The 25,112-nt window shown below is 62.0% G+C and carries 26 protein-coding genes; 1 reads left to right on the top strand and 25 read right to left on the bottom strand.

What is annotated here, in order from left to right; translation table 11 throughout:
• Nucleotides 1-17 precede the first annotated feature (17 nt).
• Nucleotides 18-614: a TetR/AcrR family transcriptional regulator gene (locus AC1RBA_RS11700; protein WP_492418314.1), complete on the top strand. Its 597-nt coding sequence runs from the start codon at nt 18-20 to the stop codon at nt 612-614.
• 30 nt (nt 615-644) lie between these two features.
• Here the strand turns inward: AC1RBA_RS11700 and AC1RBA_RS11705 are convergent, their stop codons facing one another.
• From AC1RBA_RS11705 to AC1RBA_RS11825, 25 genes are all read right to left on the bottom strand, one after another.
• Nucleotides 645-1,322 carry a type 1 glutamine amidotransferase domain-containing protein gene (locus AC1RBA_RS11705; RefSeq protein ID WP_492418315.1) on the bottom strand — a complete coding sequence of 226 codons (678 nt, stop codon included), beginning with the start codon at nt 1,320-1,322 and terminating at the stop codon, nt 645-647.
• A 22-nt stretch (nt 1,323-1,344) separates the two neighbouring features.
• A complete protein-coding gene (locus AC1RBA_RS11710; protein ID WP_492418317.1) occupies nt 1,345-2,508 on the bottom strand; it encodes an iron-containing alcohol dehydrogenase in 1,164 nt (387 codons plus the stop codon).
• A gap of 82 nt (nt 2,509-2,590) precedes the next feature.
• Nucleotides 2,591-3,193, bottom strand: coding sequence for a TetR/AcrR family transcriptional regulator (locus tag AC1RBA_RS11715; RefSeq protein ID WP_070221625.1), 603 nt, complete (start codon nt 3,191-3,193; stop codon nt 2,591-2,593).
• A 66-nt stretch (nt 3,194-3,259) separates the two neighbouring features.
• Nucleotides 3,260-4,669 carry an HdeD family acid-resistance protein gene (locus AC1RBA_RS11720; protein WP_492418319.1) on the bottom strand — a complete coding sequence of 470 codons (1,410 nt, stop codon included), beginning with the start codon at nt 4,667-4,669 and terminating at the stop codon, nt 3,260-3,262.
• Nucleotides 4,670-4,930: 261 nt separating this feature from the next.
• The gene (locus AC1RBA_RS11725; protein WP_265334702.1) at nt 4,931-5,059 is read right to left on the bottom strand and encodes a hypothetical protein; all 129 of its coding nucleotides are present in this window, start codon (nt 5,057-5,059) and stop codon (nt 4,931-4,933) included.
• 45 nt (nt 5,060-5,104) lie between these two features.
• Nucleotides 5,105-5,884 carry an enoyl-CoA hydratase gene (locus AC1RBA_RS11730; protein WP_492418321.1) on the bottom strand — a complete coding sequence of 260 codons (780 nt, stop codon included), beginning with the start codon at nt 5,882-5,884 and terminating at the stop codon, nt 5,105-5,107.
• Between the two features lie 72 nt (nt 5,885-5,956).
• Nucleotides 5,957-7,153, bottom strand: a complete 1,197-nt coding sequence (locus tag AC1RBA_RS11735) for an acetyl-CoA C-acyltransferase (RefSeq protein WP_070221628.1) — start codon at nt 7,151-7,153, stop codon at nt 5,957-5,959.
• A 68-nt stretch (nt 7,154-7,221) separates the two neighbouring features.
• The gene (locus AC1RBA_RS11740; RefSeq protein ID WP_226936302.1) at nt 7,222-7,719 is read right to left on the bottom strand and encodes a PaaI family thioesterase; all 498 of its coding nucleotides are present in this window, start codon (nt 7,717-7,719) and stop codon (nt 7,222-7,224) included.
• Nucleotides 7,720-7,730: 11 nt separating this feature from the next.
• Complete coding sequence (locus AC1RBA_RS11745) at nt 7,731-10,130, bottom strand: 3-hydroxyacyl-CoA dehydrogenase/enoyl-CoA hydratase family protein (protein ID WP_070221629.1); 2,400 nt, start codon at nt 10,128-10,130, stop codon at nt 7,731-7,733.
• Between the two features lie 14 nt (nt 10,131-10,144).
• Nucleotides 10,145-11,935, bottom strand: coding sequence for an acyl-CoA dehydrogenase C-terminal domain-containing protein (locus AC1RBA_RS11750; protein WP_492418324.1), 1,791 nt, complete (start codon nt 11,933-11,935; stop codon nt 10,145-10,147).
• Nucleotides 11,936-12,013: 78 nt separating this feature from the next.
• Entirely contained in the window at nt 12,014-12,616 is a 603-nt protein-coding gene (locus tag AC1RBA_RS11755; protein WP_034753385.1) for a TetR/AcrR family transcriptional regulator, read from the bottom strand.
• A 257-nt stretch (nt 12,617-12,873) separates the two neighbouring features.
• Entirely contained in the window at nt 12,874-13,263 is a 390-nt protein-coding gene (locus tag AC1RBA_RS11760) for an RNA-binding S4 domain-containing protein (RefSeq protein ID WP_492418326.1), read from the bottom strand.
• Nucleotides 13,260-14,423, bottom strand: a complete 1,164-nt coding sequence (gene clsB / locus AC1RBA_RS11765) for a cardiolipin synthase ClsB (protein ID WP_070221631.1) — start codon at nt 14,421-14,423, stop codon at nt 13,260-13,262. Before clsB ends, AC1RBA_RS11760 begins: the two co-directional genes overlap by 4 nt.
• A gap of 9 nt (nt 14,424-14,432) precedes the next feature.
• Nucleotides 14,433-15,254, bottom strand: a complete 822-nt coding sequence (locus tag AC1RBA_RS11770) for an endonuclease/exonuclease/phosphatase family protein (protein WP_070221632.1) — start codon at nt 15,252-15,254, stop codon at nt 14,433-14,435.
• 97 nt (nt 15,255-15,351) lie between these two features.
• A complete protein-coding gene (locus AC1RBA_RS11775; protein WP_099409257.1) occupies nt 15,352-15,645 on the bottom strand; it encodes a hypothetical protein in 294 nt (97 codons plus the stop codon).
• A gap of 19 nt (nt 15,646-15,664) precedes the next feature.
• On the bottom strand, nt 15,665-16,129 hold the full coding sequence (gene nudB, locus AC1RBA_RS11780; protein ID WP_070221634.1) for a dihydroneopterin triphosphate diphosphatase: 465 nt from the start codon (nt 16,127-16,129) through the stop codon (nt 15,665-15,667).
• Between the two features lie 84 nt (nt 16,130-16,213).
• Complete coding sequence (aspS, locus tag AC1RBA_RS11785) at nt 16,214-18,010, bottom strand: aspartate--tRNA ligase (protein ID WP_070221635.1); 1,797 nt, start codon at nt 18,008-18,010, stop codon at nt 16,214-16,216.
• A gap of 69 nt (nt 18,011-18,079) precedes the next feature.
• A complete protein-coding gene (locus AC1RBA_RS11790; RefSeq protein ID WP_070292364.1) occupies nt 18,080-18,721 on the bottom strand; it encodes a DUF502 domain-containing protein in 642 nt (213 codons plus the stop codon).
• Nucleotides 18,722-18,761: 40 nt separating this feature from the next.
• Entirely contained in the window at nt 18,762-19,070 is a 309-nt protein-coding gene (locus tag AC1RBA_RS11795; RefSeq protein ID WP_070221636.1) for an FmdB family zinc ribbon protein, read from the bottom strand.
• A gap of 80 nt (nt 19,071-19,150) precedes the next feature.
• Nucleotides 19,151-19,753: a methyltransferase gene (locus tag AC1RBA_RS11800; protein ID WP_492418329.1), complete on the bottom strand. Its 603-nt coding sequence runs from the start codon at nt 19,751-19,753 to the stop codon at nt 19,151-19,153.
• A gap of 19 nt (nt 19,754-19,772) precedes the next feature.
• Nucleotides 19,773-21,344, bottom strand: coding sequence for a ubiquinone biosynthesis regulatory protein kinase UbiB (gene ubiB / locus AC1RBA_RS11805; RefSeq protein ID WP_070221638.1), 1,572 nt, complete (start codon nt 21,342-21,344; stop codon nt 19,773-19,775).
• Nucleotides 21,341-21,979 carry a ubiquinone biosynthesis accessory factor UbiJ gene (locus AC1RBA_RS11810; protein ID WP_070292362.1) on the bottom strand — a complete coding sequence of 213 codons (639 nt, stop codon included), beginning with the start codon at nt 21,977-21,979 and terminating at the stop codon, nt 21,341-21,343. Before AC1RBA_RS11810 ends, ubiB begins: the two co-directional genes overlap by 4 nt.
• Nucleotides 21,980-22,131: 152 nt before the next feature.
• Entirely contained in the window at nt 22,132-23,073 is a 942-nt protein-coding gene (locus AC1RBA_RS11815; RefSeq protein ID WP_492418331.1) for a Tim44 domain-containing protein, read from the bottom strand.
• A gap of 31 nt (nt 23,074-23,104) precedes the next feature.
• Nucleotides 23,105-23,839 carry a bifunctional demethylmenaquinone methyltransferase/2-methoxy-6-polyprenyl-1,4-benzoquinol methylase UbiE gene (gene ubiE, locus AC1RBA_RS11820; protein WP_034753359.1) on the bottom strand — a complete coding sequence of 245 codons (735 nt, stop codon included), beginning with the start codon at nt 23,837-23,839 and terminating at the stop codon, nt 23,105-23,107.
• Nucleotides 23,840-23,868: 29 nt separating this feature from the next.
• Nucleotides 23,869-25,110: an RNA polymerase sigma factor gene (locus tag AC1RBA_RS11825; RefSeq protein ID WP_492418333.1), complete on the bottom strand. Its 1,242-nt coding sequence runs from the start codon at nt 25,108-25,110 to the stop codon at nt 23,869-23,871.
• Between the last annotated feature and the right edge of the window lie 2 nt (nt 25,111-25,112).

The following is a 25,112-nucleotide window of genomic DNA, read 5'->3' on the forward strand; positions in this document are numbered from 1 at the left end:
GGTGTAGAATTATGCCCATGCAAACCCAAAAACTTCAAGACCTGGAATCTCCCGTGCGCCGTGCCGGACGGCCGCGCCGCGTGGCGCCCGCGCTGGACAGCACCGCCATCCTGCAAGCGGCCTTGGCCCTGCTGGAAGAGCAAGGCGAAGCGTTTTCCATGCGCGCGCTGGCGCAGCGGCTGGGCGTCGATGCCATGGCCCTGTATCACTATTACGCGGGAAAAGAGGAATTATTACTGGCCCTGATGGCGCAGCGTTTTGCCGCGCTCGATCCGCGCCAGCCGCCGTTTACGCAACGCCAGGGGCCGCAGCGCCGCCTGCTCGCGCTGTGCGCGCTGTACCTGGAACTGGTCAGCGCCACACCGTATTTCGTGCGCCTGATGGCGCGCGGACTCGTGACGCAAGCCGATGTGGCAGAGCGCTTTACGGCGCTGTTCGAACTGGCCGTGGAGGCCCTCGATCTGGATAAAAAAACCCGCTTGCGCGGGCGCGATGCACTCGTCGATTTCCTGCACGGCTATGCGCTGGCGGGCAGGCCCGCCAGCGAGACGGCCTGGCATGCGTCCGTCGGCCTGATCCTGGCGGGCATGGCCGCCGGACGCACCGGTGGATGACGCCCGGCGGCCGGCCGTCCTACCGGCGCATCAAGCCAGCAGCTTGAGCAGCGCCTGGGCGGCCGCTTCCGACGAGGCCGGGTTCTGGCCCGTGACCAGCAAGCCATCGGTGACGGCGTACGGCTGCCAGTCGCCCAGCTTCGAGTAAACGCCGCCGTTTTGCCTGAGCATGTCCTCGACGAGGAAAGGCACGATGGCCGTCAAGCCGACGGCGTCTTCCTCGGTATTCGTAAAGCCCGTCACCTGCTTGCCGCGCACCAGCGGCGAGCCGTCGGCCGCCTTCACGTGGCGCAGCACGCCAGGCGCGTGGCAGACGGCGGCGACGGGCTTGCCGGCGGCGATCATCTGCTCGATCAGCGCGATCGAGTGCGGGTCTTCGGCCAGGTCCCACAGCGGGCCATGGCCGCCCGGATAGAACACGGCGTCGAAGTCGGCCGCCTTCACGTCGGCCAGCTTGCCCGTGTTGGCCAGCACGGCTTGCGCAGCGGCGTCCTGCTTGAAGCGGCGCGTGGCGTCCGTTTGCGAATCGGGCTCGTCGCTTTTCGGGTCCAGCGGCGGCTGGCCGCCGTTGGGCGAAACGACCGTCAGCTGCGCGCCCGCTTCCTGCAAGGCATAGTAGGGCGCGGCGAATTCTTCCAGCCAGAAGCCGGTTTTCTTGCCCGTGTCGCCCAGTTGATCGTGCGAGGTCAGTACCATCAGGATGTTCATGTTGTTTCCTTTTATGTCAGGGTTACAGTGCTGCTTCGAGAATACGGCGGCTACGCGCGAGGTCGATATCGCGGTGTTCGCCGAGGGAGGTCATGCCATGTGCTTCCAGTTGCGTCAAAACCGCTTCCACCGCTTCCTGGCCCAGCTGATAGGCCGACAAACGGGTCGGAATGCCCAGCCCTTCAAAGAAGGCGCGGGTGCGGGCGATGGCGGCGGCGATGCGCTCGTCGTCGCTGCCCTGCGTGATGTTCCAGACACGTTCGCCATATTGCAGCAATTTGCCGCGTTTCTGCTCGCGCTGCACGTCCAGCAGTGCGGGCAGCACCAGGGCCAGGGTGCGCGCATGGTCGATGTCGTACAGGGCCGTCAGTTCGTGGCCGATCATGTGGGTGGCCCAGTCCTGCGGCACGCCGGCGCCGATCAGGCCATTCAGGGCCAGGGTTGCCGTCCACATCAGGTTGGCGCGCGTGGCGTAATCGTCGGGCGAGGCGATCGCCTGCGGTGCGATCTCGACCAGGGTCTGCAGCAAGCCTTCGGCAAAGCGGTCCTGCACCTTCGCCTGCACCGGATAGGTCAAATACTGCTCCGTGGTATGGACAAAGGCGTCGACCAGGCCATTGGCTACCTGCGTGGCCGGCAAGGTAAACGTTTTGCCGGGGTCGAGCACGGAAAACTGCGGGTACAGCAGCGGGTTGCGAAAACTCAGCTTGGCATGCGTGGCTTTTTTCGTCACCACGCCGCCGCTGTTCATTTCCGACCCGGTGGCCGGCAAGGTCAGCACCGTGCCGAACGGCAGGGCGCGCTGCACGTTGGCGCCGCCGCGCTCGGCGATTTCCCACGGCTCGCCGTCGTACAGGGCGGCCGCGGCGACGAACTTGGTGCCGTCGATCACGGAGCCGCCGCCGACGGCCAGCAGGAAGTCCAGCTTCTCGCTGCGCACCTGTGCCACGGCGCGCATCAGGGTTTCATAGCTGGGATTGGGTTCGATTCCGCCAAACTCCTGCACCGTGCGCTGGCCCAGCGCAAGAGCAGTGCGCACTTCGGCCAGGGTGCCCGTCTTTTCCGCGCTGGCGCCGCCGTACAAGATCAGCACGCGCGCATCGTGCGGCACCAGCGTGGACAATTTGATGACGGTATCAAGACCGAAGACGATACGGGTCGGGTTGTGGAATTCAAAATTCTTCATGCTGCCCCTTTATTATTAGACTGGTCGTCTAGAATGCTGTTCAAAAAAACGCGGACGTCTGTCATCCGCGTACCTGGCGCCCTTATTGATCCGGCGGCAGCTGCAGCATGGCCAGGGTCGCCCGCCAGGCCGTTTGCAAGGCGCTGGCGTCGCGCCGCAGCTTGGTCAGCATGGCCGCGCCCAGCCACAGCTGGTACAAGGTGGCGGCCATCTGCGCCGGGTCGGCCACCGATGGCAGCGTATCGTCCACCCTGCCCCGCGCGATGGCCAGGGCCAGCCTGGCGATGATGCGGTCGGTGCCGCCAAGCAGCGCCACGCGCATCGGTTCCGACATGTCCGCCACTTCGCTGCTGAGCTTGACCACCAGGCAACGGCAGTCGCAGCCGCTGCCATCGAGGCTGTCGCTGGTCCAGCTGGCCCAATACGCCATCAGCGACTGCGCCGCGTTCCGGCCGGGCTGGCCCAGCACGCGCTCCATTTCGTCCAGGTAGCGCGTTACGTAGTCTTCCAGCATCGCTACACCAAACAATTCCTTGGACTTGAAGTAATGGTAGAACGAACCCTTGGGCACGTCGGCGGCCGATAAAATCTCGTTCAGCCCCACGCCGGCAAAACCCTTGCGCGTGATGATGGCCTTGCCCTGGTCGATAATGTGCTGGCGCACGTCGGTGTATTCAGCTTTCATGCGGGGCATTGTAGCACAATTAGACCAGTCGTCTAGATCCGTCTATTTCAATGCAACGACGGCGAACTACGCGCGCTTGTCACGCATGGCGTCTTCACCAGCATTCTCGCGCAGATCGATGGCGCCATGGTCCTGGGCACGCCATTCGCGGCGCAATTGCGCCATCCTGTTGAAGGCGGCCCTCGCCAATTTCCACCAGGCGAATGGACGCGGATCGGCCAGCATGCTGAGCGCCCTGGAATAATCGAGCGTCAACCCGGGCGTCCACGCCATCGTCACGGCACGCTTGCGGATCTGGGCGGCTACCCACAACTCCGGCGTCGCCAGGATGCGGAAAAACACTCTCCAGCCTGCGCGATCCCCATACAGGCGGCCAACGGCGCCGTCGATCGCCGCCTCCAATGCCCGGGCAACAGTACTGGAACAATTACGATGCGTGAGATTGTAAGTCTCGTCGCAGCGATACTGTCGCCAGAAAGCCTGCAGCTGGCGCGGGTCGTAATTCCGGATACGGACCTGAACGGTGGACGGGCACCATGCCTTGGATTCTGTCGCATAATCCGGCTGGAATACGCCCGGCACGTCATTCTCCCGGGTGGCGCGCAGCAGGCGCCCGAAATCGTCCGGCGAACGGTCGATCTCTGTGCGCGGATAGAGGCTGATATAAATACCTTCAGGCGATTCCAATGCCGCATGCCCGGTAGAGATCACGCCGTTGACATCGACTGCGGCGATATAGCGATCGACAATCGGATAATGTTGGGTCGGCGACCTGGCTGAACCGGCAGGCGTCCAGACATGCACCGTCAGCGCCTGTTCATGCTCCGCTGGAGGACCGTCCCACTCCACTTGGGTATATGCAGAAGCAAGGTGTTCATCCGGCTGGACTGCGGAATGCGCCGATTCCGACAGGGCCGGATTACCGCTCATGCGACGAACACGGGTTGCCAGCCCCATCAAATTGGCGCCGCCAAACATCAGAAACAGGCCCAGGCAATACGGTAGTGTTCCAACATAATGCGTCGGATATGGCTGATAAAAGAAGATTGCCAGCGCAATCTCGGCCAGGCCCCAGGAAAACGCCACGCGCCAGCGCCGATAGCGGACCATGTAGGCAGAGACGCACTGTATCAGTCCGTCGGCGAGAAAAAGCGTTCCAAAAATCATCGATAACAGGAAATTGCCATGGTGGTGACCGGCGAAGATCAGCATCGCCGCCAGCACCACGGCGCAGCCTTTCACGTAGCGCAAGATGCGCTGTCCGCCGACGCCAGTCCATGCCACAGCCAGCGTTGCCAGACCTTCGACCAGGAACAGGTAAGCAAAAAAATTGATCGGGAAGTACATCGCATTGTCGAGCGCGTCAATAAAGATGACCAGGCCTGCGAGCAGCCATATCAATCCGATCAGCAGGATACTGCGCCAGCGCTTGCGTAGATATTCAACGCCCAATAACAGCAACACCAATCGAATCATGAATGCTCCTCCTGTTTTACCTGCAGCAGCAATACCCGGACAATACGCGTCAACTGGTCGTCATGGCCGTGAAAATACATGACGATGAACTTTCACATCATTTGAGAATGGAAACTGTCGCAATCCATGCATTAGCATAAAACATGAAATTCATCAGGAAAGTATCATAAAAGATAAAAATGTCAGGTTTGCTTGTCGGCAGCCGTAGCCGCACCAAGCAATCGTTATTGGACCCTGTTTTCAATCAGGCTCGCCGCGACGTCAAGACCAGCCCCCGTTGCAGGGGCGCAGCTGAGAAACTTCTTTTATATTCAATGAGTTGCGGTAGCGGCTGTAAACGTGGTCGTTTTCGCGCTGACCGGCCACCGCATTCTCATCGTCGATCGTCATTTCCGCATCAGATGGTGAAGGTCCGACGCGATGTCAGACCCTGCCTTAGGCGAACTTCTTGAAATCCGGCTTCCTCTTTTCAAAGAAGGCCGTAAACGCTTCCTTCGCCTCGGCGCCGCCCAGCATGGCGCTGAACAGTTTGTTTTCATCGGCGATGGCCGCCTTCATCGGTTCCATGCGGCTTTGCTTCATCAGGCGCTTGGTGGCGCGGATCGAGGCCGCCGGAAGGGCCACCAGCTTGGCCGCCTGGCCTTGCGCGAACGTCATCAGGTCGTACAGGGGCACGACTTTCGACACGAGACCCATTTCCAGCGCTTCGCTGGCGGGGAAGGACTCGCCCAGCATCAGCTTTTCCGCCGCGCGCGGGTAGCCGGCCAGTTGCGTGAGCAGCAGGCTGGAGCCGAATTCCGGGCACAGGCCCAGCTGCGTGAACGGCATCGAGAAGCTGGCGTTGTCTGCCGCGTAGACCAGATCGCAGTGCATCAGCAAGGTCGTGCCGATGCCGATGGCCGGGCCGGACACGGCCGCCACCACGGGCTTGCTGCTGCCGTACAGGGCGCGCATGAACTGGAACACGGGACGGTCATGGTCGAGCGAGCCATCCTTCGGACGCGCCGTCTTCATGAAGTCATCGAGGTCGTTGCCAGCCGTGAAAATCTCGCGCTTGCCGCAGATCAGGATGGCGCGTACGGCGTCGTCCGTCTCTGCCGCCACCAGCGCGTCGGCCAGGGTCTGGTACATGGCACCCGTGATCGCATTCTTGCGTTCCAGGCGGTTGAATTCCAGGGTCAGAACGCCCTCGCTCTTGCTGCACAAAATATCCATGTCATCTCCAAAAAGATAAAGGGCGCCGGGGTAATCCCGCAGCGCCCTGTTGTATTGCTTACTCAGCCAGATTTATACGCGTTCGAAGATGCCTGCTGCGCCCATGCCGGCGCCGACGCACATCGTGACCATGCCGTACTTCTGCTTGGTGCGCTGCAGCGCGTGAATCACGGTCGCGGCGCGGATGGCACCGGTGGCGCCCAGAGGGTGGCCCAGGGCGATCGCGCCGCCCATCGGGTTCACCTTCGATGGATCCAGGCCCAGGTCACCGATGACGGCCAATGCCTGTGCGGCAAACGCTTCGTTCAGCTCGATCCAGTCCAGCTGGTCTTGCGTGATGCCGGCGGCGGCGCACGCTGCTGGAATGGCAAATTTCGGACCGATGCCCATGATTTCCGGCGGCACGCCGCGCACGGCGAACGAGGAGAATTTCGCCAGCGGGGTCAGGTTATGCTCCCGCAAAATCTTCTCGCTGACGATCAGCAGCGCGCCGGCGCCGTCGGACATCTGCGAGCTGTTGGCGGCCGTGACGGTGCCCTTGGCGGCGAACACTGGTTTCAGTTTTGCCAGCGACTCCATCGACGAATCGGCGCGTGCGCCTTCGTCAGTGTCGACGGTGCGGCGCGATACGTCCACCTGGCCCGTAGCCAGGTTCGGCGTGCGCGTGATGATTTCCACTGGCGTCGTTTCCGCCTTGAAGAAGCCGGCTTGCTGCGCGGCGATGGCGCGGCGGTGCGATTCGACGGAGAACGCGTCCTGCTGTTCGCGCGACACTTTCCATTGCTGCGCCACTTTCTCGGCCGTCAGGCCCATGCCGTAGGCCATGCCGATGTTTTCATCACTGAACATGTCCAGGTTCATCGATGGGTGGTGGCCCATCATCGGCACCATCGACATCGATTCGATGCCACCGGCAATCATGACGTCGGCTTCGCCCACGCGGATGCGGTCGGCCGCCATGGCAATGGCCGTGATGCCCGAGGCGCAGTAGCGGTTGACGGTGACGCCGCCCACGGTTTTCGGCAAGCCGGCCAGCAGCACCGAGTTACGCGCGATATTGAAGCCCTGCTCCGCTTCCGGGAACGAGCAGCCGATGATCGCGTCGGTGATCAATGCCGGGTCGAGGCCAGGCGCTTGCGCCAGGGCCGATTGCAGCACGCGCACCAGCAGGTCGTCCGGGCGGGTGTTTCTGAACATGCCGCGCGGCGCCTTGCCGATCGGGGTGCGGGTTGCAGAGACGATGTAGGCGTCTTGAAGTTGTTTGCTCATTTTGTTCTTTCAAAGATGTTGAACGAGGTTCGTGTTCTGTCGAATGTCCGGGGTAGTCAGGTTGCCGCTTAGCGCTTCTGCGACAAATACCAGTCCACCGTCACCTGTGCCGCCAGCGTGCCCTCACAGTCGAAAATATCGACTGCCACGGGAAACGCCACCTTGCCGTCCTGCGCCAGCTGCGCCTTCAAGGCAGCCAGGTCGCCCGGCACGCGGCCTTCAGCGCGCGTCGCGCCCCGGGCCACCTTCTGGTAGGCGATGCGAGACTCCTTGGCTACCGGGCGCAAGCCCAGTATCAGCTCGGCGAAGCCGCCAGCCATGGCCGCGCCGGAAGCCGTTTCGGCCAGGGTAAACAAGGCGCCCGCATGCTGCGTGCCCAGGTGATTATGCAGTTTGGGATCGTCCGGCAGCGACACCTTCGAGGTGCCGGCGCCGATCTCGTCGATGCTGATCCCCAGCAGCCGCACGAAGGGCAAGGTGTCCATCATCTGTTGTTTGATACGGTCATACACCATGCTTGGCCTCACGCGCAGCAGTACTTTAAATACGAGGGACAGGATCGTCATCGACGCTGTGCTTAGTTGCGTACCGGCTTACCGGTCTGCATCATGCCCATGATCCGTTCCTGGGTTTTCGGATGGTTCAACAGCTCCAGGAATGCCTTGCGTTCCATATCCAGCAGCCACTGTTCGCTGACGAAACTGCCCTGGTCCACGTCGCCGCCAGATACGATCTCGGCGATCATCTCGCCCAGCTTGAAATCGTGCGCCGAAATGAAGCCGCCGTCGCGCATGTTGACCAGCTGCGCCTTGATGGTGCCCCAGCCGTAACGGCCCGTGACCTGGATCAGCGATGGGAGCGCCGGACGGAAGCCGGCGTCGAACATGGCGCGCGCTTCGACCTTGGCCACGTGCAGCAGCTCGTAGGCGTTGAACACGATTACGTCGTCTTCCTTCAGGTAGCCCATCTTCTTCGCTTCCAGCGCCGATTTCGACACGTTGGCGGTGGCCGCATTGGTAAAGCCCGTTTTCAGGAATTGCAGGATGTCGTTACCCTTGGCTTCCTTGTAGGCGCGCTGCGCCGCTTCCTTCAAGCCGCCGCCGGCAGGAATCAGGCCCACGCCCACTTCCACCAGGCCGATATACGACTCGATCGAGGCCACGCGCTTCGATGCATGCAGCGCCAGTTCGCAACCGCCGCCCAGTGCCAGGCCAGCGACCGCGGCGATCACCGGCACGTTCGCGTACTTCAGCGACATGAAGGTGTTCTGCAGTTCGGCGATGATCGGATCGACGGCTTTCACGCCGCCTTGCATGAAGGCCGGCAGGGCCGATTGCAGGTCGGCGCCGGCCGAGAAGGCGCCGCCTTCGGCTGCGTCCGCGTGCCAGATCACCAGGCCCTTGAAGTTCTTTTCCGCTTCGGCCAGGGCCAGTTTCAGGCCATTGATGACGCCTTCGCCGATCACGTGCATCTTCGTCTTGAACGAGATGATCAGGACGTCGTCGCCCGTATGCCAGACGCGCACGGATTCGTCTTCGAAGACGGTGGTGCCGGCGGTCTTGCCGTCGACGGCGCCGCTGCCCAGGACTGGCGCGCGGAACTGCTGGCGGTCGTAGACGGACAGGTTAGAGCGTGGCACGAAGCTGTTCGACACGGCGGAGTACGAACCTTCCGGCGTGTGCACGCCGCCTTTTTCAGCGACCGGGCCTTCGAAGACCCAGGCAGGCAAAGGCGCGTTGCACAGCGCGTGGCCGGCGTCGATGTCTTCCTTGACCCAGTTGGCCACTTGCAGCCAGTTCGATGCCTGCCACGTTTCAAACGGGCCCACGTTCCAGCCGAAGCCCCAGCGCATGGCGAAGTCGATGTCGCGCGCGTTGTCGGCCACGGTGTCCAGATGGATGGCGATGTAGTGGAAGGCGTCGCGGAAGATCGCCCACAGGAACTGGCCTTGCGGATTCGTCGATTCGCGCAGCGCCTTCATCTTCTTGACCGGATCCTTTTCCTTCAGGATGCGGGCGATGATGTCGGCGGCCTTGGCGCCGCCGGCCACGTATTCACCGGTGGCGAAGTCGAGGCGTTGGATTTCCTTGCCGACCTTCTTGTAGAAGCCCGCGCCGCTCTTCTGGCCCAGCGCGCCCTTTTCCACCAGCTGCGCCAGCACGGCCGGCGTCTTGTAGACGGCGGCGAACGGATCGTTCGGCAGGTAGTCCTGCATGGTCTTGATCACATGGCCCATGGTGTCCAGGCCGACCACGTCCGCCGTGCGGAAGGTGCCCGACTTGGCGCGGCCCAGTTTGGAACCGGTCAGGTCATCGACGACGTCCACGGACAGGCCGAATTTTTCCGCTTCATGCACGATGGCCAGGATGCCGAACACGCCCACGCGGTTGGCGATGAAGTTCGGCGTATCCTTGGCGCGGACCACGCCCTTGCCCAGGGTGGTGGTCAAAAAGCCTTCCAGCTGGTCGGCGATTTCAGGCTTGGTGAACGCGGTCGGGATGATCTCGACCAGGTGCATATAGCGCGGCGGATTGAAGAAGTGCACGCCGCAGTAGCGCGATTTCAGGTCGGCGTCGAAGCCTTCGGCCAGCTTGGTGATCGACAGGCCCGAGGTGTTCGAGGCGAAGATCGCGTTCGGGCCGATGTGCGGGGCCACCTTCTGGTACAGGTCGTGTTTCCAGTCCATGCGCTCGGCGATGGCTTCGATGATCAGGTCGCAACCGGCCAGCAGGTCCAGGTTGTCTTCGTAGTTGGCCACCTGGATCAGCGCGGCGTCATCCTTGTTGCCCAGCGGGGCAGGCGACAGCTTTTTCAGGTTCTCGATGGCGCGCAGCACGATGCCATTCTTTGGACCTTCCTTGGCCGGCAGGTCGAACAGCACGACCGGCACTTTCGCGTTGATGCAATGGGCGGCGATCTGCGCGCCCATCACGCCGGCGCCGAGGACGGCTACTTTTTTAACGATGAAATTGGTCATATTTTCCTCAAGTCTTAGAACAGGTCTGCGTCGAGTGCCATCAGGTTGGCCGAACCGGAACGCGCCTGACGGATCAGGGTTGCCGTCTCAGGCTGCAAGCGGGCGAAGTAGAAACGTGCGGTAGCCAGTTTGGCGGTGTAGAACTTGTCGCCGCTGGATTCTTTTTCGAGGGCGATCTTGGCCATCTGCGCGAACAGGTAGCTGTAGATCATGTGGCCGACGACGCGCAGGTAAGGCACGCATGCCGCGCCCACTTCGTCAGGGTTCTGGAAGGCCTTCATGCCGATTTCCATGGTCAGCTTGGTGACTTTGTCGCCCAGGTCGCCCAGTGGCGTGACGAATTCGCTCATCGCTTCATCGGTGCCGTTGTCTTCGACGAAAGCCTTGATCTTTTCGCCGAACTTGTGCAGCTTGGCGCCGTTGTCGCCGAGGATCTTGCGGCCCAACAGGTCCAGCGACTGGATCGTGTTCGTGCCTTCGTAGATCATGTTGATGCGCGCGTCGCGCACATACTGTTCCATGCCCCATTCCGAGATGTAGCCGTGGCCGCCGAACACTTGCATCGCGTCCGAGGTGGCGATCCAGGCGTTGTCGGTAATGAAGGCCTTGATGACAGGGGTCAGCAGCGCCACTTCGTCGGCCGCTTCCTTGCGCACGTCGGCGTCCGGGTGGTGCAGTTCGCGGTCGATCTGCAGCGCCACGTACGAGGTGAAAGCGCGCGCGCCTTCCGCGTAGGCTTTACCCGTCAGCAGCATGCGGCGCACGTCAGGATGCACGATGATGCGGTCGGCCGGCAGTTCCGGGTTCTTGATGCCGGACAGCGAACGCATTTGCGTGCGGTCCTTGGCGTAGATCAGCGCGTTCTGGTAGGCGATTTCCGTCAGGCCCAGCGACTGCATGCCCACGCCCAGACGGGCCGCGTTCATGAAGACGAACATGGCGTTGAGACCCTTGTTCGGCTGGCCGATGATCCAGCCTTTCGCGCCGTCCAGGTTCATCTGGCAGGTCGAATTGCCGTGGATGCCCATTTTTTCTTCGATGGCGCCGCAGGTGATCGGGTTGCGTTCGCCGACCGTGCCATCCGCGTTCGGCAGGAATTTCGGCACCAGGAACAGCGAGATGCCTTTCGAGCCTTCCGGCGCATCCGGCACGCGGGCCAGCACCAGGTGCAGGATGTTTTCCGCCATGTCGTGCTCGCCGGCCGAGATGAAGATCTTGTTGCCGGTGATGGTCCAGGAACCGTCCGCCTCAGGCAGCGCTTTCGAGCGCAGCAGGCCCAGGTCGGTGCCGCAATGCGGTTCGGTCAGGCACATGGTGCCCGTCCATTCGCCCGACACCAGCTTCGGCAGGTAGACTTCCTTCTGGTGGTCGGTGCCGTGTTCCTTCAGGCACTCGTAGGCGCCGTGCGACAGGCCCGGGTACATGGACCAGGCCTGGTTCGACGAGTTCAGCATTTCATAGAACGAATTGTTCAGCACGACAGGCAAGCCCTGGCCGCCGTATTCCGGATCGCAAGCCAGTGCCGCCCAGCCGCCTTCGACGTACTGCTTGTAGGCTTCTTTAAAACCTTTAGGCGTGGTCACGCTTTTCGTGACGGGGTCGTGGTGGCAGCCCTCGCGGTCGCCGGAATGGTTCAGCGGGAACAGTACTTCGGAGGTGAATTTGCCGCCCTCTTCCAGCACCTGGTTGATGATGTCGGCGTCGACGTCGGCGTACGACGGCATTTGCTTCAGTTCTTCTTCCACTTGCAGGAATTCATGCAGGACGAATTGCATATCCCGGATTGGCGCGACGTATTGACCCATAATTTTCTCCTGAAGGCGATTAGCTAAAGTGTTGTACTTGTAAGTGCGTGTGCGTTGTTGCGGATACTGCCTGACGGCTTATTTGCTTGTGACGGAATTCTGGTACGACGCCAGCAGGCGGATAAAGCCCGCTTGCGCCCGTTCGATGCTGCCCGGCACGCGCAGGAAGCGCGCGTCGTGATGCAGGGCCAGGATCAGGCCATACATCTCGTACACCAGCTGCTGGGCGTCCGTATCCGCTTTCAGGTCGCCCGTGGCGATCGATTGCTCGACACAGCGCAGCAGCGCGCCCTGCCAGGCCCGCACCATGGCCACCAGGGCCTCGCGGATGGGACCGGGACGGTCGTCATACTCGACGGCGCCACTGATATAGATGCAGCCGGAAGCGATTTCCACGCTGACCCGCTTGACCCAGCGCGCAAACATCGATTGCAGGCGCTGGATGCCGCGTGGTTCTTTCATGCTGGGGAAAAAGACTTCTTGCTCGAAACGATAGTGATAAAGCTTCAGCACTTCCATCTGCAAGTCCTCGCGCGAGCCGAAGTGGGCAAATACGCCCGACTTGCTCATGTTCATTTTGTCCGCAAGCAGCCCAATCGTCAGGCCTTCCAGGCCGTCGCGGCTGGACAGGTCCAGCGCCACGTCGAGGATGGCTGCACGGGTCAGCTCGCCCTTGCGCATGAATTTGACTGAAGTATTCAAGATGTCCGTTCTAAAAGTGATGTTGCCGATTTGGCGGACTGAAGCGAGGGTAAAAAAAAGCACGCTTCGAAAAAATCCGAACGCTCGTACTATTATCCACTACCACGTAAAAGTCAAACGGGAACTTTAGAGCCGGCGTTCTATTGGTGCAGCGCAGCATTTTCTGACTGCGTGTTTGTATCGGTTTCAGACGGCAAAAGCGCCGTGCGCCCTTGCCTTGCAGCAACAATCGCGCCTCAGTCGAGGCCGCCAGCCTTGCTCAATTGCCGGCGGTCGCGCTTGGTCGGCCGCCCCTTGATGGTGGTGCCCGGTTCGCGGAACAGCTTGCGCTCCTCGGCCAGCTGCTCGCGGCGGGCGATGCTGGCCGGCGTTTCTTCATACAGCAGGCGCGCCACGGGTACCGCGCCGCGCTTGTCGGACAGGCCCAGCACGGTCACTTCCCACGTCTCCGCACCATTGTCGATGGCCAGCTCGTCGCCCACGCGCAGGCTGCGCGCCGGTTTCACGCGCTCGCCGCCCACTTTGACCTTGCCCGTGTCGACGGCTTCGCTGGCCAGCGAGCGCGTCTTGAAGAAGCGCGCCGCCCACAGCCATTTGTCCAGCCTGACCGTTGTCATCTCGTTCATGCGTACTTGCCTACTGAAAAAATGCGCATCACCAGCCGGTACACGAGGAAGGCGGCTTCGTAACCGATGCGCCGGAAACGGCCGATGTGCTTGAAATCATCCTGGTGAATCACGATGCCGTCGGCCACGCCTTGCTCGATATGCTGGCGCAGGCTTTGCGCGAAGGCCACGTCCTTGATCACCACGTTCGCTTCCTGGTTCAAAAACAGGCTCAGCGCGTCAATATTGCTCGAACCCACCGTCGCCCAGTCGTCGTCGACGACGGCGACCTTGGCGTGCAGCTGCGTCTTGCGGTATTCGACGATTTTCACGCCGGCAGCTAGCAGTTTCGGGTAAAACGAGTGCGCCACAGCATCTTGCATGCGGAATTCGCCCACGCCGATCAGCAGTACCACGTCGACGCCCCGCTGGGCCGCCTGGGCCAGGGCGTGGCGCAGCTTGTGACCGGGCGCGAAATACGGGTTGGCCAGCATCACGCTTTTCCTCGCCTGGCCCAGCGCCTGCAGGTAGGCGCGCTGGATGGTGCGGCGGTTGCGCAGGTTGTCGCGCACGACAAAACCGGCCACGACGGGGTTTTTCGCCAGCTCCTTGCTGACGACGCGCATCTTGCGGTACAGCTTGATACGCCGCACCAGGTTCATCTTGCCCAGACGCGCCCACTGCGCCTGCACCTCTTCATGGATAGCGTCCACCAGCGGACCCTTCACCTGCACGGCGAAATCCCAGCGCGGCGCTTCCAGGCTGATGCTGTGATCGTAGTCGCAAAACATGTCGTCGTTGATATTGATGCCGCCCACCAGGGCGATCTCGCCATCGGCGACGCAGATCTTGCGGTGCGTTCGCGTGATGCCGCGCCGGAACCAGGGATTGAAGATGCGGTGGTGCACGCCGGCCGCTTCCAGCTGCGCATGCATGGCCTTGACGCGGCGGTTGCCCGTGCCGAACCAGTCCGTGATCATGCACACCAGCACGCCGCGCGCGGCCGCCCGTTTCAGGGCGTCGAGCACCAGGGTGCCCGTGGCGTCATCGGCAAAGATATAGGTTTCGAAATAGACTTCCGAGCGTGCGCCGTCAATGGCCGCTATGAGCGCGGGAAAGTAATCGGTGCCGCAATACAGCAGCTTGATGTCGTTGTGGGCGATGAAATTGACTGTGCGCATGCCGGCAGTCTACGCGAGTTTCAAAGCAGCAACTATCGGCGCGTGGTCCGACAATTTTGCCCACAGGGTGCCATGCATCACTTGTGCACCTTCCACGTGGAAACCGCGCACATAGATGCGGTCCAGGCGGAACCACGGCAAGGCGGCGGGAAAGGTGCGTGCCGGTACGGGGACGGGTGTTTTCGTCTGGCGCCGCGCCAGGGTGCGCACGAGGTCACCCAGGGCCGAGTTCGATGCACGCTGGTCAAACACTTCCACCACGCCCAGCGCATTGCGCAGCTTGTCGCTGAGCGTGTTGCGCCAGTCGTTGAAGTCGCCCGCGATGATGACGGGTTCGCCGTTGGGCGCCGATTCCATCACGGCATCGATCAGCGCCTGCGTCTGCCGTCCCCGCCCCGATTCGAACAGGCCCAGGTGGACCACGTAGCAATGCACGTCGGCCTGCGGCGTCTTGAGCACGCAATGCAGGATGCCGCGCTGCTCGTAGGCATGGTCGGACACGTCATGGTTGGTTTGCGAGGCGATGGGAAATTTGCTGAGCAAGGCGTTGCCATGGTGGCCATGGTCGTACACGGCATTCATGCCGTAGGCGGAATGGTGCTCGGCGCCGGCAAAGAATTCATGCTGCGACGCTTCCGGCCAATGCTTGTGGCCATTTTTCTCGGCGCCAAAGCGGGCCGCATTGCGGTCGTGCTTGCCTTGCACCTCTTGCAGGAAGACGACATCGGCATGGAACAGGGCGATCGCCTGCTTCAATGCGTGGACTCTGGGCAAGCCCCGCACGGAAGAGACGCCCTTGTGGATATTATAAGTTGCTACGCGGATTTTCATGCATGGATTCTACTCCCAGACGGGCCCCGCGCGGCGCCAGCGTAGGTGCGCGTGCGCACCTAATTCCTCGATTGGCTCGCCTTCGGCCTCGCCTGGCTCAGGCAAACATGCGCGCCAGGCCGCTGGCGACACTGACGCCGGCCGCCGCGATGCCGGCGGACCACACCACCTTGACCAGCAACGGTGCGCCGCGCCAGGCCACCGTGCGCTTGCCCTTGCTAAACATACCGGGATGCAACAGCAGTCCCACCACCATCAGCGGCAAGCCGACGGGCGGCGTGCGTTCGGGCGGCGTGTACAGGCTGGCCGCCACAATCACGACCAGGCACAGCGCCAGGCAGAATGTGCCGGCCAGTTTTTGTTGCAAGGAGAGATTAAACCAGTTCAACATGGATAGCTTTCGAATGAGATCAACGATGGCGCGCCAGGCCCGTCATGGCCGGCAATTGCAGAATCGCTTCCGCGTTGGACGACGAGAAACAGCGGTCGGCCGCCGCCAGATAAGGCAGCCACGCGTATTGCAGGTGTTCGCGGGGGCTCAGGGTGATGGCGATGTCGCGCGGCACTTGCACGCTGAACACGTGTTCCGTGTTGCGCGTCACGCCGGGCGCATAGCGGTGGCGCCAGATCGGATAGATCTCGTACACATTCGACAAGTTCCAGTCGCGCAGCACGATATCGCATCCATCGGCAACGATGCCGGTCTCCTCGCACAGTTCGCGTGCGGCCGTCTGCAGCAGCGGTTCGTCGACGGCATCGACGGAACCCGTCACCGATTGCCAGAAGCCGGGCTGGCCCGCGCGTTCGATCAGCAAGACGTCAAGGTCAGCCGTATGAATGACGACCAGCACGGAAACAGGAATTTTATGAGTCATATCAACAATGAAAAAGGCGCCACGACAGCGCCTTTTTTTGCATAGTGGATCAAACAGCGGCCGCCGGGGCAGCCGCATGCTTCATTACACTACTTTAGGCTCGGCGCTGCGCAAACGGATGTGCAGTTCACGCAATTGCTTTTCGTCCACTTCCGACGGCGCATGGGTCAGCAAGTCTTGCGCGCGCTGGGTTTTCGGGAAGGCGATCACGTCGCGGATCGATTCGGAACCCGTCATCATGGTCACGATACGGTCCAGGCCGAATGCCAGGCCGCCATGCGGTGGCGCGCCGTATTGCAGGGCGTCGAGCAGGAAGCCGAACTTCAGCTGCGCTTCTTCCGCATCGATCTTCAATGCGCGGAACACTTTCGACTGCACTTCTTCGCGGTGGATACGGATCGAACCGCCGCCCAGTTCCCAGCCGTTCAAGACCATGTCGTAGGCCTTGGCGATGCAGGCGCCCGGATCGCTTTCCAGCATGTCTTCATGGCCGTCTTTCGGCGCCGTGAAGGGATGGTGGGTCGCCGTCCAGCGGTCCGCTTCTTCGTCGTGCTCGAACATCGGGAAGTCGACCACCCACAATGGCTTCCACACGTCTTCGAACAGGCCGGCTTTCTTGCCGAACTCGCTGTGACCGATTTTCACGCGCAGCGCGCCGATGGCGTCGTTGACGACTTTCGCCTTGTCGGCGCCGAAGAAGATCAGGTCGCCGTCTTGCGCGCCCGTCTGCTCAAGGATCGTGGCCAGCACGTCGGCAGGCAGGAACTTGACGATCGGCGACTGCAGACCTTCAGGACCCTTGGCTTTCTCGTTGACCTTGATGTAAGCGAGGCCCTTGGCGCCGTAGATGGCGACGAATTGCGTGTAGGCGTCGATTTCCGAACGGGGCATGCTGCCGCCTTGCGGTACGCGCAGGGCCACCACGCGGCCGCCTTTCATGTTGGCGGCGCCGTTGAAGACCTTGAACTCGACCGACTTCATGACTTCGGTCAAGTCCGTGAAGGCCAGCTTGACGCGCATGTCCGGCTTGTCGGAACCGTACAGGCCCATCGCTTCGGCGAAATCCATCACCGGGAACGGGTTCGGCAGGTCGATGTTCAGGGTGTTCTTGAAGACGACGCGGATCATGTCTTCGAACAGGTCGCGGATTTCCTGTTCCGTCAGGAACGAGGTTTCGCAATCGATCTGCGTGAATTCAGGCTGGCGGTCGGCGCGCAAGTCTTCGTCGCGGAAGCATTTGGTGATCTGATAGTAACGGTCGAAGTTGGCGACCATCAACAGTTGCTTGAACAACTGTGGCGATTGCGGCAAGGCGAAGAAGCTGCCGGCGTTCACGCGCGACGGCACCAGATAGTCGCGCGCGCCTTCTGGCGTGGACTTGGTCAGCATCGGCGTTTCGATGTCGATGAAGCCCAGCGCGTCGAGGTACTTGCGCACTTCCATCGTCACCTTGTAGCGCAGGCGCAGGTTGTTTTGCATTTGCGGGCGGCGCAGGTCCAGCACGCGGTGCGTCAGACGCGTCGTTTCCGACAGGTTGTCGTCGTCCAGCTGGAACGGCACGGGCACGGACGGGTTCAGCACTTCCAGCTCCGAGCAGACCACTTCGATCTTGCCCGACTTCAGGTTGTTGTTGATCGTGCCTTCGATACGGTTGGTCACGACGCCCGTCACGCGCAGGCAGAATTCGTTGCGCACGGCTTCGGCGACCTTGAACATCTCCGCTTGTTCCGGGTTGCAGACGATTTGCACCAGGCCTTCGCGGTCGCGCAAGTCGATGAAAATCAGGCTGCCGTGGTCACGGCGGCGATGTACCCAGCCGCACAGGCTGACGGTTTGTCCCAGCATGGCTTCGGTAACGAGGCCGCAGTATTCAGTACGCATAGACATAAAATTCTCAGTTCAGGTTAGTGAGTGTTCAATCCGGCCACGTCCCGCATGGGACGCCTGCCTTTATTCTTTGGCTGCCGGGGCCGGTACAGCAACAACTTCCGCAGGTGCCACCACGCCCATCGAGACGATATATTTGAGCGCCGCATCGACGCTCATGTCGAGTTCGACGACATCGCTGCGCTTCATCATCAGGAAAAAGCCTGACGTCGGGTTCGGCGTCGTCGGCACGTACACGCTGACATAGTCGCCCACCAGGTGGTTCGCCGCATCGCCGCCCGGCACGCCCGTCAGGAAAGCGATGGTCCAGGAGTTCTGGTGCGGATACGGCACCAGCACGGCCTTGCGGAAGGCATTGCCCGACGGGGAAAACAGGGTATCGGATACTTGCTTGACGCTCGAATACAGGGAATTGACGATGGGTATGCGTTGCAGCAATTTTTCCCACAGTTTCACCACGTAATTGCCGACCAGGTTATTCGTCAGCAAGCCCGTGAAGAACACGATCAGCACCGTCAATACCGTGCCCAGGCCGGGAATGGTGCTCAGCGCGGGAATCTTGTGGCCGAACCAGACGCTGGGCTGCGTACTGCCGGGCACCAGCAACAGCGACTGGTCCATCGTGCTGATGACCAGATTCAGCACCCAGGCCGTAATGGCCAGGGGCACCAAAATCAGTAATCCGGTAATAAAGTATTTACGCATCAGTTTCTCGGTAATGGATCGTATCGGCGCGGCGCGCTTTTCAGTCCGCTTTCGGCGCGGTGGCAGCAGGAGCGGGCGCAGGCGCAGCGGCAGGCGCGCTCTCGGCGGCCGGGGCAGGCTTGGCGTTATCGGCCGGGCCCGTCGGAATGGCCGTGGTGGGCGCCGTACCGCCGCGGAAATCGGTCGCGTACCAGCCAGTGCCCTTCAATTGGAAACCGGCGGCCGTCAATTGTTTCTTGAAACTGGGCTTGCCGCACGACAGGCACACCGTCAGTACTGGATCGGAGATCTTTTGCAAGACATCCTTGGCAAAACCACACTCGTCACAACGGTAAGCGTAAATCGGCATCTCTACTCCGAGAAAAAACTTCAAAAACCCTGAATTATAAAGCTTTTCCTTTGTCGCCAGCGGAAAATGCCCCGCCCGCTTCAGTCCGCCCGGCGGCGCCAGCTCATCCAGCGCTCCTTGCCGGCGAAGACGGCGATGGAATCGCCGACGGCCTCATCGGCCAGGCAGTCGAAATGCGGCACCAGCAATTCCTGCAGTTTCTCCCGCGAAATGCCGAACGGCGGCCCCTTGGCGTTGTCGTCAAAGAAAAAGTAACCGGCCAGCATGGCGCCCGGCGCCAGCAGCTGCGCCCAGCGGGCCGCCACTTGCGGCCACATGGCGCGCGGCATGGCGCACAAAAACGCCCGTTCATAGATCAGGTCCAGCGGTGCCTCGGGCTGCCAGGCAAAGAAATCCGCTTCCACCACCTGCCCTGCCCGCTCGCCCAGCTGGGCACGCGCGGCGGCCACGGCGGCCGGCGAAAAGTCGATGGCCGTGGCATCCCAGCCCTGGTCGAGCATGAAGACCAGTTCATAGGCGGAGCCGCAGCCGGGTATCAGGCAGCGCAGCGGCGCCGGACTGCCGGCCACGAAGCTGCGCAGGCGCGACGGCACGCCGCCGTGGTCCCAGGGCGTGAATTGCTTTTCGAAACGCTCGTCCCAGAAGGCAGGCGAGAGCGGGTCGCGGTTGTGGAAGTCAGCCATCACTTACGTCCTCAGCGAGTTAAAACGGCAGTTGATGCCAGCGCATGAACACTTGCAAGCCCAGCGCGCCGAGCGCGAAGGCACCGACAAAGTACACGATAAAACTCAGCAAGCGGTTCGTCTGGCGTTGCTCCGCTAGCAAGGTTTTCATCAATTCCACGTCGTTTTCACGCGGTTCGCCATGCACGGTCAAGGCCTGGTGCAGCAAGCGCGGCAGTTGCGGGAAAATGTGCGCATAACGGGGCGCCTCCGCGCGCAAACGCTCCATGAAGCCTTGCGGCCCCACCTGGTTGCTCATCCATTTTTCCAGGTAGGGCTTGGCCGTTTGCCACAGGTCCAGTTCCGGATCGAGCTGGCGGCCCAGGCCTTCGATATTGAGCAGGGTCTTTTGCAGCAGCACCAGTTGCGGCTGCACTTCCACGTTGAAGCGGCGCGAGGTCTGGAACAGCCGCAGCAATACTTGCCCAAAAGAAATATCCTTCAGCGGGCGGTCGAAGATCGGCTCGCAGCAGGCGCGCACGGCCGCTTCCAGCTCGTCGACGCGCGTGTCCTTCGGCGCCCAGCCCGATTCGATGTGCGCCTCGGCCACGCGCTTGTAGTCGCGGCGGAAGAAGGCGAGGAAGTTTTGCGACAGATAATCCTTGTCGTAGTCATTCAAGGTACCCACGATGCCGAAGTCGAGCGCGATGTAGCGGCCGAACGAGTCGGGCGCGATCGACACGAGAATATTGCCTGGGTGCATGTCAGCATGGAAAAAGCCGTCGCGGAACACTTGCGTGAAGAAAATCTCCACGCCATCGCTGGACAGTTTGCGCAAGTCCACGCCGGCCGCCACCAGGCGCTCGGTCTGCGACACGGGGATGCCGTACATGCGCTCCATGACGATGACGCTGCTGGAACAATAATCCCAGTGCATTTCGGGCACCAGCAGCAAGTCCGAATTGGCGAAGTTGCGGCGCAGCTGGCTGGCGTTGGCCGCCTCGCGCATCAGGTCCAGCTCGTCGTGCAGGTATTTGTCGAACTCGCCCACCACCTCTTTCGGCTTCAGGCGCTTGCTGTCGGCCCACAGGCGGCTGGTCCAGTCGGCGGCGATGTGCATCAGGGCCACATCTTCGTCGATCAGCTTTTTCATGCCTGGACGCAAGACCTTCACGGCCACTTCGCGGCCGTCTTTCAAGGTGGCAAAGTGCACCTGGGCAATAGATGCGGACGCCACCGGCTCGCGCTCGAAGCGGGCAAACAGTTGATCGGGGTGCGCACCGAGCGACTTGGTGATCTGCGCGATGGCCAGATCGGAATCGAACGGCGGCACCCGGTCTTGCAGGCGCGCCAGTTCTTCGGCGATATCGGGCGGCATCAAATCGCGCCGGGTCGACAGCACCTGGCCGAACTTGACGAAAATCGGACCCAGCTCTTCCAGCGCCAGGCGCAGGCGCAAGCCCCGTGGCGACGACAGGTCGCGCCAGAAAATCAGGGTGTCGATCAATTTGGCGGTGCGGGGAACTTGCAGACCAGAAATCGCTATCTCATCCAGACCGTACTTGATGGAAACACGGATGATTTTAAACAGGCGCAGGAATTTCAATATCATGTAGACAAATCCGGTGAGGAGGACTGCGGCTGGACGGCGGCGGCCGCCTTTTCCAGCCGGGCAAGGCGCTTGGCCAGGCGTTCGACGTCATCGCGCACGCGCGTCACGCCAGCGGAATACTCTTGCAGGGTAGAAGGACGGATCAGCATGGGCTGTTCGTCGAGAAAATATTCGGCCACGTTTTCCGCCAGCTTTTGCTGGCCCGTGCGCACAAAGGCGGCGGCATCTTTCGCACCGGAAACGAGGCGCGTGGCCAGCATGGGGCCGACGACCTTTTCCAGGTCGTGCTCGGCTTCCCAGCGCAAACCCTTGCTCAATTGCGAAATCGCATTGGCAAACTCGGCATCGCCTTCGATCTTGACGTAGGAAAACGCCCGCTCGCGGTTTTGCAGGATCAGCGGCACATCGGACAATTTCACGCGGATGGTCACATTAGCAACTACGTCCGCCGGTGCCGCCTCCAGCATGCCGGCGCTGTCGACGCGCAGGCGCAAGGCCACGGCGCCCGTATCGATGCAGGCCAGCTTGCCGGCGTGCACGGCCAGCTGCTGGCGCGCCCACGGCTCTTGCGCCAGCAAATGGTTGATAGTGGCGATGACGGGCGTCATCAGGGAAAGATCGGAAAGTGGTGCCATCGTGTGCCTGCGCGCCAAACGCGCCCCTAAAAATGAAAAACCGCCCGTACAACAACGCGGGCGGTTTCGATCTTACCAGTTCAGCAGGAAATATCTGTCAAGCATCATGCATTCCGCATGGACTTAAGCCATTATTCAGCAAGTTTTGACAATTAATTCAATTGCTGGATGCCTGCCAGGACCCAGCCGCTGTTGCCGCTGACGGGTTTCGACATATTCCACACTTCCGAAAACGGTTCCGCTGCCGCGCCCGGCGCCGAACGGATCAGGCCCGTAAACTTGACGCTGGCCAGGTAATCGTTGACGCTCGTCTCGATACCGAGCAGTTCGGCATCGATGGTGACGACATCCGTAAAGTCCGGCTGCGCGCCCCGTTCCTGGATTTGCATGCGCAGTTCCGCATACACTTCCGGCGACGTGAATTCGCGGATATCGTTGACGTCGGCCTTGTCCCAGGCCGCTTGCAGGCGAATGAAATTGCTTTTCGCGTGGCGCAGGAAGGCTTCCTTGTCGAAGTCGCCTGGTACGCCCCATGGCGCGGCAGCCGGTGCCGGCTTGTCCAGGCCGACGCCGGACGAGACGGGTTGCAGCGGCGGCAGCGGCGGGATGTGCGAACCGATGTCGGGCACATTGCCGGCCGGTGCAGGCTGGTTGCCGAAACCGGCGAACGGCGCATTGCCGCTGGTATTGTTGTCGCGCTTGCCGCGCACCATGCGGTAGATGAAGAAGGCCACGCCAGCGAGCAAGGCCACCATCAGCAGGGTGCTGATCATGCTGGCCAGGGCGCCGCCCAGGCCAAAGTGCGACAGCAAGGCGCCCAGACCCAGGCCCAGCAAGGCGCCGCCCAGCAAGCCCTTCCAGCGGCTCGGTGCCTTGGCGGCAGGCGCCGGTGCGGGGGCAGGAGCCGGTTGTGCCTGGCGTGGCGCGGCAGCCGGCGCCGGGGTGGGCGCAGGTGCAGGCGCCTGGCGGCCCACGTTTTGCGACTGGCGGCCAAACGAACGGCCACCGCCCATGGGACGGGCCAGCGCCTCGCCCAGCATGGATACCGCAGCCGCGGCCAGCATCATGCCGACCATAAATTTCTTCAATTTCATTCCATCTCCTAAAATCACCAACGTTGATGCATTACATCTTGATACCGGTGTGCAAAGCGGCAATGCCTGCCGTCAAATTGTAGTACTGCACGCGCTCCAGGCCCGCCGTTTCCATCATGGTCTTCAAGGTTTCCTGGTCCGGGTGCATGCGGATCGATTCGGCCAGATAGCGATAGCTTTCCGCGTCACCGGCGATTTTCTGGCCGAACCACGGCAAGACCGAGAACGAATACAGGTCGTACGGTTTTTGCAGCGGCGCCGCCACCTTGGAAAATTCCAGCACCAGCAGCTTGCCGCCCGGTTTCAGCACGCGGCGCATTTCCGCCAGCGCCACGTCCTTGTGCGTCATGTTGCGCAGGCCGAAGGCCACGCTGACGCGGTCGAAATAATTATCGGGGAATGGCAGTTTTTCCGCGTCACACAACAAGGTGGGGGTGAGCAAGCCGCGATTCAAGAGGCGATCGCGGCCCACGCGCAACATCGATTCATTGATATCGGTCAACCAGACTTCGCCCGTAGGACCCGCCTGCTTGGCAAACGCCTTCGACAGGTCGCCCGTGCCGCCGGCGATGTCGAGCACCTTGAAACCGGGGCGCACGCCCGCGTTGGCGATGGTAAACGTCTTCCACAGACGGTGCAGCCCGCCCGACATCAAGTCGTTCATCACGTCGTATTTGGCAGCGACGGAATGGAACACCTTGGCGACTTCGCGCACTTTGTCGTCTTCTGCAACTGTTTTGTATCCGAAATGGGTCGTATTGGTCATGGTAGGCAGTCTGTTTGAACTTGCATGCATTATACAAGCGGCAGGCGCATTTCCCCGTGACGCCGGAGAAGGTATTGCCTTTCCACTGCATTCGACGCCAGCATGGCCGCCCGCGCATACGCCGCCAGCGCCCCCGGCCGGTCGCCCTGGCGGCGCAGCAAGTCGGCCCGGGCCGCGTGCAGATAATGCGAGTTGGCAAGGCTGGACACGGCTTCGAGCCGCGCCAGCCACGCCAGCCCGTGTGCGGCGCCGTGCGCCATGGCGCAGGCGATCACGGCATTGAGCAAAATCATGGGTTCCGGCTTGTGCCGCAGCAAGGCGCCATACAGGGCGCTGATCTGGCGCCAGTCCGTCCCGCTGGCCGTGGGCGCTTGCGCGTGCAAGGCGGCAATGGCGGCCTGCAGCTGATACGGCCCTGGCGCGCGCGCCGGCAAGGTCAGCGCCAGCACGGCCAATCCCTCGGCAATCAGGGCGTCATCCCACAGGCGCCGGTCCTGCTCTTCCAGGGTCAGCAGTTCACCGCCTGGCGAGAGGCGGGCCGGGCCGCGCGACGCCTGCAGCAGCATCAGGGCCAATAACCCCTGCACTTCCGGCTGGCCGGGCTGCAGGCTGTCCAGCAGGCGCCCCAGGCGCAGCGCTTCCGCGCACAGGTCTGCGCGCAGCAACGTGTCGCCGCCGCTGGCGCAATAACCTTCGCTGAACACCAGGTAAATCACGTGCAGCACTTGCGCCAGCCGCAGCTGCAGTTCTTGCTCCGGCGGCAACTCGAAGGGAATGCGCGCTTCGGCGATCTTGCGTTTGGCGCGCAACAAACGCTGCGACAGGGCCGCTTCCGCCACGCCGAAGGCGCGCGCGATCTCGCCCGTGGACAGGCCACACAGGGTGCGCAGGGCCAGCGCCACCTGCGCCTCGGGCGCCAGCGCGGGATGGCAGCAGATGAACAGCAGGCGCAGGCGGTCGTCTTCGATAGGCTGCGCGTCAACAGTCTCGACCGCAGGCAGGCACGACAGCACGGCCTCGGCATCGCTGACGCTCTTGCCCGCCCGGCGCACGTGGTCGAGAGCCGCGTTGCGCGCCACGGCACTGAGCCAGGCGGCAGGATTGTCGGGGATGCCCGTGCGCGGCCACAGCTCCAGCGCCTTGCGGCACGCTTCCTGCAGCACATCTTCCGCCAGGCCCAGGTCGCCGAAACGCCGCATCAGGCCGGCCAGCACCCTGCCCTTTTCCTGGCGAAAGACGTGCTCGACGGCCGTAACGGCGTCGCCGGCCATGG

The sequence above is a fragment of the Janthinobacterium sp. GW823-FHT03B06 genome (assembly GCF_058796955.1).